This is a genomic window from Streptococcus sp. NLN64 (assembly GCF_015831295.1).
GTDB lineage: Bacteria > Bacillota > Bacilli > Lactobacillales > Streptococcaceae > Streptococcus.
This window is the reverse complement of sequence record NZ_JADXDQ010000071.1, coordinates 1-8,342: the sequence shown is the minus strand read 5'-3', so window position 1 is coordinate 8,342 and position 8,342 is coordinate 1. Positions and strand designations below refer to the sequence as shown.

7 protein-coding genes and 1 pseudogene are annotated in these 8,342 nt (G+C 44.9%); 7 read left to right on the top strand and 1 reads right to left on the bottom strand.

Annotated elements, in window-relative coordinates; all coding sequences use genetic code 11:
* Positions 1 to 342: 342 nt before the first annotated feature.
* On the top strand, positions 343 to 1,344 hold the full coding sequence (gene ruvB, locus I2503_RS08545; protein WP_196092378.1) for a Holliday junction branch migration DNA helicase RuvB: 1,002 nt from the start codon (positions 343 to 345) through the stop codon (positions 1,342 to 1,344).
* Positions 1,345 to 1,647: 303 nt separating this feature from the next.
* On the opposite strand, the gene I2503_RS08540 is transcribed toward ruvB, so the two are convergent.
* Entirely contained in the window at positions 1,648 to 2,559 is a 912-nt protein-coding gene (locus tag I2503_RS08540) for a type II CAAX endopeptidase family protein (RefSeq protein ID WP_196092377.1), read from the bottom strand.
* Between the two features lie 215 nt (positions 2,560 to 2,774).
* Between I2503_RS08540 and I2503_RS08535 the strand changes: the two genes are divergently transcribed.
* The 6 genes and pseudogenes from I2503_RS08535 to tnpA form a co-directional block, all read left to right on the top strand.
* Positions 2,775 to 3,194 carry a low molecular weight protein-tyrosine-phosphatase gene (locus I2503_RS08535; protein ID WP_196092376.1) on the top strand — a complete coding sequence of 140 codons (420 nt, stop codon included), beginning with the start codon at positions 2,775 to 2,777 and terminating at the stop codon, positions 3,192 to 3,194.
* A 2-nt stretch (positions 3,195 to 3,196) separates the two neighbouring features.
* Positions 3,197 to 3,631 carry a hypothetical protein gene (locus I2503_RS08530; RefSeq protein WP_196092375.1) on the top strand — a complete coding sequence of 145 codons (435 nt, stop codon included), beginning with the start codon at positions 3,197 to 3,199 and terminating at the stop codon, positions 3,629 to 3,631.
* Positions 3,621 to 5,420 carry an acyltransferase family protein gene (locus I2503_RS08525; protein ID WP_196092374.1) on the top strand — a complete coding sequence of 600 codons (1,800 nt, stop codon included), beginning with the start codon at positions 3,621 to 3,623 and terminating at the stop codon, positions 5,418 to 5,420. Before I2503_RS08530 ends, I2503_RS08525 begins: the two co-directional genes overlap by 11 nt.
* A 108-nt stretch (positions 5,421 to 5,528) precedes the next feature.
* Positions 5,529 to 6,809 (top strand): MATE family efflux transporter, encoded by a 1,281-nt coding sequence (locus I2503_RS08520; protein ID WP_196967680.1) that lies wholly within the window; start codon positions 5,529 to 5,531, stop codon positions 6,807 to 6,809.
* On the top strand, positions 6,806 to 7,402 hold the full coding sequence (locus tag I2503_RS08515) for an HAD-IA family hydrolase (RefSeq protein ID WP_196967679.1): 597 nt from the start codon (positions 6,806 to 6,808) through the stop codon (positions 7,400 to 7,402). Before I2503_RS08520 ends, I2503_RS08515 begins: the two co-directional genes overlap by 4 nt.
* 449 nt (positions 7,403 to 7,851) lie before the next feature.
* Positions 7,852 to 8,214, top strand: a pseudogene (tnpA, locus tag I2503_RS08510) (IS200/IS605 family transposase); the annotation flags it as partial.
* Between the last annotated feature and the right edge of the window lie 128 nt (positions 8,215 to 8,342).

The following is an 8,342-nucleotide window of genomic DNA, read 5'->3' as shown; positions in this document are numbered from 1 at the left end:
GAGTTAGCAGGCGAAGCCTGCTTGGAGTTTTAGTTTGCTTTTAGTACAAGGCAGCGAGTCGCAGACAGTACTGAAGTACGGCAAGACGAGCTAACACAGTAATAAAAGATAAACTAAAAGAGTATAATCATTACAGAGAGGTCTTCCCTGTTCTATCATAGGAAATCCAGCTTCTGCAAGGATTTAAGGATATAGTCTTATATACAATATGGAAACAAAGGAAATGACCGTCTTTCTCATTCCTTCCGCATATATCTACATGTCTATATCTGATAAATTTGGAAGGGGTAATCATGTGACTCCAAGAAAAAGCAAGGCTCGATTTTTTGATATAATAGGGCTATGACTAGATTAGTAGATATGGAACAAATGGGAGAGGATAGTCTGATTGAAGGCAGTCTTCGTCCGCAAAATTTTCAAGAGTATGTTGGCCAGGGAAAGGTCAAGGAACAGTTAAAGATTTTTATTGAGGCGGCAAAATTACGGGATGAGTCCTTGGACCATACCCTGCTTTTTGGTCCTCCCGGTTTGGGGAAGACGACCATGGCTTTTGTCATTGCCAATGAATTAGGGGTGAATTTGAAACAGACTTCAGGGCCTGTGATTGAGAAGGCAGGGGATTTGGTGGCTCTCCTGAATGACCTCGAGCCAGGGGATGTCCTTTTTATCGATGAGATTCACCGCATGCCCATGGCGGTTGAGGAAATTCTCTATAGTGCCATGGAGGATTTTTATGTGGACATTATGATTGGGAGCGGGGAGACCAGCCGCTCGGTTCACTTGGAGTTACCTCCTTTTACCCTCATTGGGGCAACAACACGGGCAGGCATGCTATCCAATCCCTTGCGGGCTCGCTTTGGAATCAATGCCCACATGGAGTATTATGACCTTCCTGATTTGACAGAGATTGTTGAACGGACGGCTGCTATTTTTGATACTGAAATTTTACCAGAAGCAGCCATTGAGCTGGCCCGTCGCAGCCGGGGAACTCCCCGAATTGCCAATCGCTTACTCAAGCGTGTTCGGGACTTTGCCCAAATTAAAGGGGAAGGGATTATTGATTGGGATATGACTGACCAAGCCTTGACCATGTTAGACGTGGATCAAGAAGGCTTGGATTATGTGGATCAGAAAATTCTCCGTACCATGATTGAACATTACAACGGAGGTCCCGTCGGCCTGTCCACCATCGCTGTCAATATTGCAGAAGAACGGGAAACCGTTGAAGATATGTACGAACCTTACCTGATTCAACAAGGCTTTATCATCCGCACCCGCAGCGGCCGACAGGCCACGGCTAAAGCTTATGAGCATTTGGGTTATCCCTTACCGGAGACGAAGTAGAGCTCTTTTCCTTCATATAAAAGCAATAGAACATCAACAAAGGCAGGTCCACAAGGGATTTGCCTTTGTTGATTGGAGTGGAGTTATACTCATTACATTTCAAAATCTGAATGTGTTAATCCTCTTCGCCGAACCCCTTGATTACGTGCCTTGCACGCTTTAGCGATAATATTCAACAGGTCTCCCAGACCTGTTGAACTATCTTCATCGGATTGATTACAAGCGATGCTTGCTTCATGACCTATAAATTTTAATACAATTCCTGGATTAAAATTCATTTCAGATTTCGAACTGTTTCGAGTATTAGTTTTCTTTTTTTAATTGAAAGCCCAAATAGGCAATGCCAAGAAATAAGGCCATGCTGGCCATTAGGCTGCCCTCGGTTCCAAATGCTCCACCTGAAATCCAATCGGCTGCTTCCGGTTTTATTGCAAAGGAAAAGAGAGAAGAACCAGTACTGGTACCGCTGACAGCTACGCCGAAAATATTTCCTTGGGTGAAATTCCAGGCACCGTGCAGACCTGCAACACCCCAGATATTGTCTGTCTTCAGCATATAGAGGGCCATGAATACCCCAGATAAGACGATACTCAAAATCGACAAGACAGTCACATGGTTATTGGCTAAGTGCATGACTCCAAAAAGACCACTTGAAATCCCAATGGCGATAGCGAGATTGGACCGTTTGTTGATAATGGGCAAAAGCCAAGCCCGGGTAAGGAGTTCCTCTGTACCGCCTTGGATAAACCAAAATGGGATGGTAGATAGGACAAAAAGGAGATTCCCACCTGAAAAATCGACTCGATTGAAATCAAGACCTCCAAAAAGATAGCTTAATCCAAAGGCAAAACTGAAGACCAGCATGCCTACTCCCCAACCTTTCAGAATCTCCAGAAGAACATTGGTCTTGAAAAATCCCAGACTAGAGATTGGACGTTTCTCGTACCACTTGACCCAAGCAAAAAGTGTCAGAGCGGAGAAGGCAAAGAGACCCAGTTGGACATACAAATGAGTAAATACTTGCAATACTGCATCCAGATTGTTTAGATTGGCAATCACGAAGGGCATTGAAAGGATGGCAAGGAGGAATACCCCAATCATCGAACCTCCGAAAAAGAAAACCTCCACCATTAAACAGGCAAGAATGATCATTAGCCATGCAGGCAGTTTCTCATACCGTGTGGTTGTATTTGCCAATATTCTTTTTTCCATCATTTACTTCCTCCATTATTTTTGATACAACAGCTATCGTCCTACTGGAACAATGGTTTGACTAACTTTCCTATATTCATTTTAACAAAAATATACAAAAATTGATATGTAATATTTAAATCCTGTTTGCTGAATAGCTGTTGCGGACTTCAGAGGGCTTCAGAAATTCTTTTATTTCCCCTTTCCTTATATGTTATAATGGAGGGGAGGTATACGATATGAAAGTGATTATGGTTTGCTTAGGAAATATTTGTCGCAGTCCCATGGCAGAGTTTGTGATGAAACAAGAAATGCCGGTTTGGGATGTGGAAAGTCGTGCTACCTCGACTTGGGAGCATGGCAATCCGATTCACCGCGGAACACAAGCAATTCTTCAGAAATATGAGATTCCTTACGATGTCTCCAAACAATCCCAGCAGATTTCACCAGCAGATTTCCGGGAAGCGGATTTAATCCTAGCCATGGATCAATCGAACCTGGAAGATTTGCGGGCCATGGCTCCGCAAGAAGCCTTGGATAAGATTCATCCCTTGATTGATGGGGAAGTCCCAGATCCCTGGTACACGGGAGATTTCGAGGAGACCTATCGCTTGGTTCGCCAAGGCTGTCGAGAATGGATTGAAAAAGTAGGAGAGTAGCGATGGCAAAACAGGAAAAAGAAAAGAAACAAACTGAAAAAAAATCCCTTTCTAAAGGCATCCGTTGGAAACGGTCCACTTTTGAACTCATGGCTGGAGCAGTTATCCTCCTATGTGCGGTCTGGGTTTTTGTATCTGGAATCCCAATGAAGGGGAAAGTCAGCCTCAATGATGGCAAGATTATTTACGAAGGAACCCTGGTTCGGGGAAAAATGACTGGCCAAGGTAAGGCTACCTATGAAAATGGAGATGTCTATGAAGGTGAGTTTGAAAATGGAGCCTTTCAAGGTCAAGGGACCTTTACCTCAAAGGATGGTTGGCGCTATACAGGCCAATTTGCTAATGGAAAACCAGATGGAAAAGGGGAGCTGGTAACAGAGGATAAGGTCGCCTATACTGGAACATTTAAGCAAGGAATTTACCAAAATGAGAATTAAATGGTTCTCCCTGATTCGGATAACAGGACTCCTCTTTGTCCTGATTTATCATTTTTATAAGGACCAGTTACCAGGTGGTTTCATTGGGGTGGATATCTTCTTTGTCTTCTCCGGTTTTCTGATTACAGCCTTATTAATTGAGGAAGTTGGGAAAAGGAAAAAGATTGATTTGGTGTCTTATTTTAGACGCCGACTCTACCGGATTGTGCCACCACTGGTGCTGATGATTTTGGTAGTGGCGCCGCTAATGCTCTTTGTCAAGGCCGATTTTCGGGTGGATATTGGAACTCAGACAGCTGCGGCTCTGGGTTTTGTGACCAATTTCTATGAGATGCTGTTGGGAGCTAGCTATGAAAGTCAGTTCATTCCCCATCTCTTTTTGCATACCTGGAGTTTGGCCTTGGAAGCCCATTACTATATTGTTTGGGCCTTGGTCTTGGCCATAGTGGCGCGTGGGTCCAAGGATATTCGTCGCTTTAAGAGTCAGGTCTTTTTAGTTTCGACTGGTTTTCTCTTGGTTTCCTACATCAGCATGCTGATTGGAACCTTCACGACGGACAATGTTTCCAACCTCTACTTTTCAACGCTATCGCACAGCTTTCCCTTCTTTGTGGGATCTAGCCTTGCAGCCTTGACAGGCTTGCAGCAACAAGGAATGTTGCTGCGGAGTTTGGTTCGGAAGTGGAGTCTGGGCAAGACCTTGCTTGTGTATTTAGGAGCCTTGACCCTTTCGCTTGTCCTGGCCCGCTTCCTGACCTTTGAGTCACTTTGGACTTATGCCATCGGTCTTTTTGCTGCCTCTCTTTTGGCTGGGCTGATGATTCTAGCGACCCGTATCCTGCATGAGAAGACGAGCATCAAGGAACCGCGACTGTTCGACTTCTTAGCTAGCACCTCTTACGGGGTCTACCTCTTTCATTGGCCCCTTTATCTGATTTTTTCCGAATGGATGGGGCATGGTTTAGCTGTTTCTCTAACCATTCTATTTTCCCTTATTTTGGCTTCTTTTTCTTTTTATTTATTGGAACCAATCCTTCAAGGGAAACGTCCGAAGGTTTTAGGTACGCCCGTAGTGCTTCCCAGCCTGGGATGGAAAGGGCTTATGCTTCCGCTCCTATTGGCAACAACTTGGGTTATCGGGGTGGTTACGAGCCCAAGTATTGGGAGCTTTGAGGCCAATCTAGTGGGAAATAGCCTGCAACAAGCCAGTCAGCAAATGCGTTCTACCCGTATTCGAACGGAGAATCCGGATGCTGTGGCTGATGGAGCAAGCCTGATCGGGGATTCTGTGGCCCTCCGGGCTAGTGACTGGCTGAACAAGGATATTCCGGGTTTGGACATGGATGCGGCAGTATCTCGGAACTTGATTGACGGGAATAAAATGCTGAAAAAGGCTGCTAAAAATGGCACCCTGGTCACAGATGTCATCATGGCACTCGGAGTTAATGAGGTCAACGATTACTTTGACCAGCTCGACCAGATGGTTGAAAACCTACCGACTGGCCATCGCTTGATCTTGGTAACCCCTTATGATGGACGTGTTTTGGATAATCCCAATGCCATCGCCAACCGGACTCGGGATTATATGATCAAACTGGCGGATCAATATGACTATGTGTTGGTTGCAGACTGGTACCAGACAGCCGTAGACAATCCGCAAATCTGGTATGGTACGGATGATGTCCACTTTGGATCGGAATCCGACAGCATTACCCAAGGTAGTGAACTCTATGCCAAGACTGTCCGGGATGCCTTGAAGAAGGCTCAGGATGCACCAACAAAACCGTAAGGCTGAAATGATAGAAAATCACTTGTAACTAAGGCATGGATTTTCATTTTTGAAGTCTAGTAAGAAGGCTGGGGTCCAAACCCCAGCCGCTTTTGTTATACTAGTGATATGAAGAAGGTGAATCGGCAAATTTTTGACTTGGCCTTGCCAGCTATGTTTGAGAATTTTTTACAGATGATCATGGGAGTTGTGGATGCCTATTTGGTGGCTAGTCTGGGCTTGATGGCTATTTCAGGTGTTTCCTTGGCTTCCAGTGTTTTGGCTATTTACCAGGCCTTGTTTTTGGCTCTGGTAGCGACTTTATCGAGTTTTGTAGCCAAGGCTCGGTCAGAACAGGAAGAGAAACAGGCTGAGGACTTGGCGCGCTCAGGCTTGGGCTTGACGGTCTGCTTGGCTTTGGTCTTGGGTTTGTTATCCATTTTCCTGGGACCAAGGATTCTTTCTTGGATGGGGACGGACTCGACAGTTGTGGAGGCTGGTGGTCTTTACCTTGCTTTGGTCGGAGGTACCATTGTTTTCCAAGGGTTAATGATGAGCCTTGGTGCAATTCTCCGAACCTGGGGACGGCCTCAGGAGCCGATGTGGGTTAGTTTGCTGGCCAATCTGTTGAATGTTCTGTTGTCTACGGCTTTTTTATATGGTCTGGGTTGGGGCTTGATGGGGGTCGCCTTGGGGACTGCTCTGTCACGCTTTCTGGGGGCTCTTTACCTTTGGTGGCGGGTGCCCTTCCCTCTCTTGGGACGGCGCTGGTCTTGGGATTGGAGCTTGGTGAGTTTTGCCCTCCCAGCGGCGGGGGAACGTCTGATGATGCGGCTCGGCGATTTTCTTCTCATGGTGTTAGTGGTTTCTTTTGGGACTGAAGTGGTTGCAGGGAATGCCATTGGGGAAACCTTGATTCCCTTTCCTGCGATGCCGGCTTTGGGTCTGGCGACTGCAGGAGTTATTTTGGTCGCTCAAGCTCGGGGGCAGGAGGACTGGGAGCAGGTTGATGCCTTAGTTTCGCGTTTGTATGGCTGGACGCTAGCCTTAATGCTTCCGATTGGCTTGGCTTTTTATCTTTTTGGTCAGCCTTTGACGCAACTGTATAATAGTGATGCTCAAGTGGTTGCGGCTAGTCAAACAGTCTTACTGTTTGCGTTCTTAGGAAGCCCGATGACTGCAGGAACTTTGATTTATACGAGCTTATGGCAGGGTTTGGGCAATGCCAAGTTGCCTTTTTACGCGACTAGCATCGGCATGTGGGTCTTGCGCATTGGATTTGGTGCCTTCCTCGGACATTTTCTGGGCTGGGGCTTAAGTGGAATTTGGATTGGCACCTTGGTTGACAACGGTTTTCGCTGGTGGTGGCTCAGACGTCACTACCGTGCTTATAGAAAGGAGCAGGCATGACAGCTTTTATTTGGGATTTGGACGGGACACTTTTGGATTCTTATGAAGCCATTCTGGCAGCTATTGGCCAGGCCTTGGCAGACACGGAATACCCTTTTGACAAGGAGGCGATTCGCCAGCAGATACTGGCTACCTCTGTTAAATATTTTTTTGAAAAAATTGAAAAAGCTGATGGGAAAAATTTGAAACCTCTCTACCAAAAGGCTTTACCGCAATTCAGTGGGGAAATTCGCCTCTTTCCAGGGGCTAGGGAAATCTTAGAGTGGGCGGACCAGCAAGGGATTGAGCAGTTTGTTTTTACCCACAAGGATGAGGAAGCCCACCCGCTCTTAGACAGACTGGATTTGGCTTCCTATTTTAGAGAAGTGGTGACGGCTAGCGATGGCTTCGCGCGTAAACCGGATCCGGAGGCCCTCTATTATTTGATGGACAAGTATAAATTGGACCCGCATCAGACTTACTATATTGGCGATCGTCTTCTGGATATTGAAGCTGCACTCGCCGCTGGCATTCATTCGATCAATTTTCTAGCTCATCCCGATAGTCAGGAAATTTCCAGCTTATCGGCGATTCAGGATTTAGGAATTTTGTAAGGTTGAAGGAGTAGAGCAAGAGAGGTCTAAGCATGGAAGACTGGGAACCAACCTTATCCTATGTATCCACTCCTATTTTATCGGTCCCCCAGTTTTTTCTTCCTGTTTGGACTATAAATGATGAGGGAGTGCCTGTCTGCCAGTTGAAATTGAATGGGAATAAAAAATGAACCTTAAGGTTGCTTTAAGGTGAGCAGGTTATACTAGAGTCACAAGTTAAGAAGAACTCTTAATTTGACTCCTAAAACTTTTCTTTTTCATAATAATCTCCGGAAATAGCTCCTTTCGAGGGGCTATTTCTTTTTTGGTATCTGAAAACCACTAGCTGTGCTAGTGGTTCAAAAGAGCTTTAAGCGGTGTATTAAAAAAGACCTTAAGATGTTATATTAGATATGTTTTCCCGACCACATATCATAACATGAAAGGAGTCCCCCTGATGAAACAGGACAATAAATAATAGTTTAGCACATACCACATGGAATTGTAAGTACCACATAGTTTTTGCTCCGAAATATCGTAGACAAATTATTTATGGAAAATACAAAGCAAGTATTGGACAAATACTACGAGAATTATGTGAACGAAAAGGTGTAATAATTCATGAGGCAGAAGCTTGTAAGGATCATATTCATATGTTGGTAAGTATTCCACCAAAATTAAGTGTTTCATCGTTTATAGGATATCTTAAAGGAAAGAGCAGTTTAATGATATTTGATAGACATGCCAATCTCAAATATCGATATGGCAATAGAAAATTCTGGTGTAGAGGGTATTACGTAGACACAGTTGGTAGGAATCAGAAGCGAATAGAAGAACCCGAATTATTCATACCCTGAATATCTTTGCGTAACTATCAAAAAAATCATCAGAAACAAGCAATAAACAATTGCAGTTCTGATGATTTTTATGAACGATCAAGCTTTTCTATAAATAAAGATGG

What these genes read in the sequence shown, in the direction of transcription:
- ruvB (WP_196092378.1), top strand. Translation starts at nt 343, where the DNA reads ATGACTAGATTAGTAGATATGGAACAAATGGGAGAGGATAGTCTGATT.
- I2503_RS08540 (WP_196092377.1), bottom strand. Translation starts at nt 2,559, where the DNA reads ATGATGGAAAAAAGAATATTGGCAAATACAACCACACGGTATGAGAAA.
- I2503_RS08535 (WP_196092376.1), top strand. Translation starts at nt 2,775, where the DNA reads ATGAAAGTGATTATGGTTTGCTTAGGAAATATTTGTCGCAGTCCCATG.
- I2503_RS08530 (WP_196092375.1), top strand. Translation starts at nt 3,197, where the DNA reads ATGGCAAAACAGGAAAAAGAAAAGAAACAAACTGAAAAAAAATCCCTT.
- I2503_RS08525 (WP_196092374.1), top strand. Translation starts at nt 3,621, where the DNA reads ATGAGAATTAAATGGTTCTCCCTGATTCGGATAACAGGACTCCTCTTT.
- I2503_RS08520 (WP_196967680.1), top strand. Translation starts at nt 5,529, where the DNA reads ATGAAGAAGGTGAATCGGCAAATTTTTGACTTGGCCTTGCCAGCTATG.
- I2503_RS08515 (WP_196967679.1), top strand. Translation starts at nt 6,806, where the DNA reads ATGACAGCTTTTATTTGGGATTTGGACGGGACACTTTTGGATTCTTAT.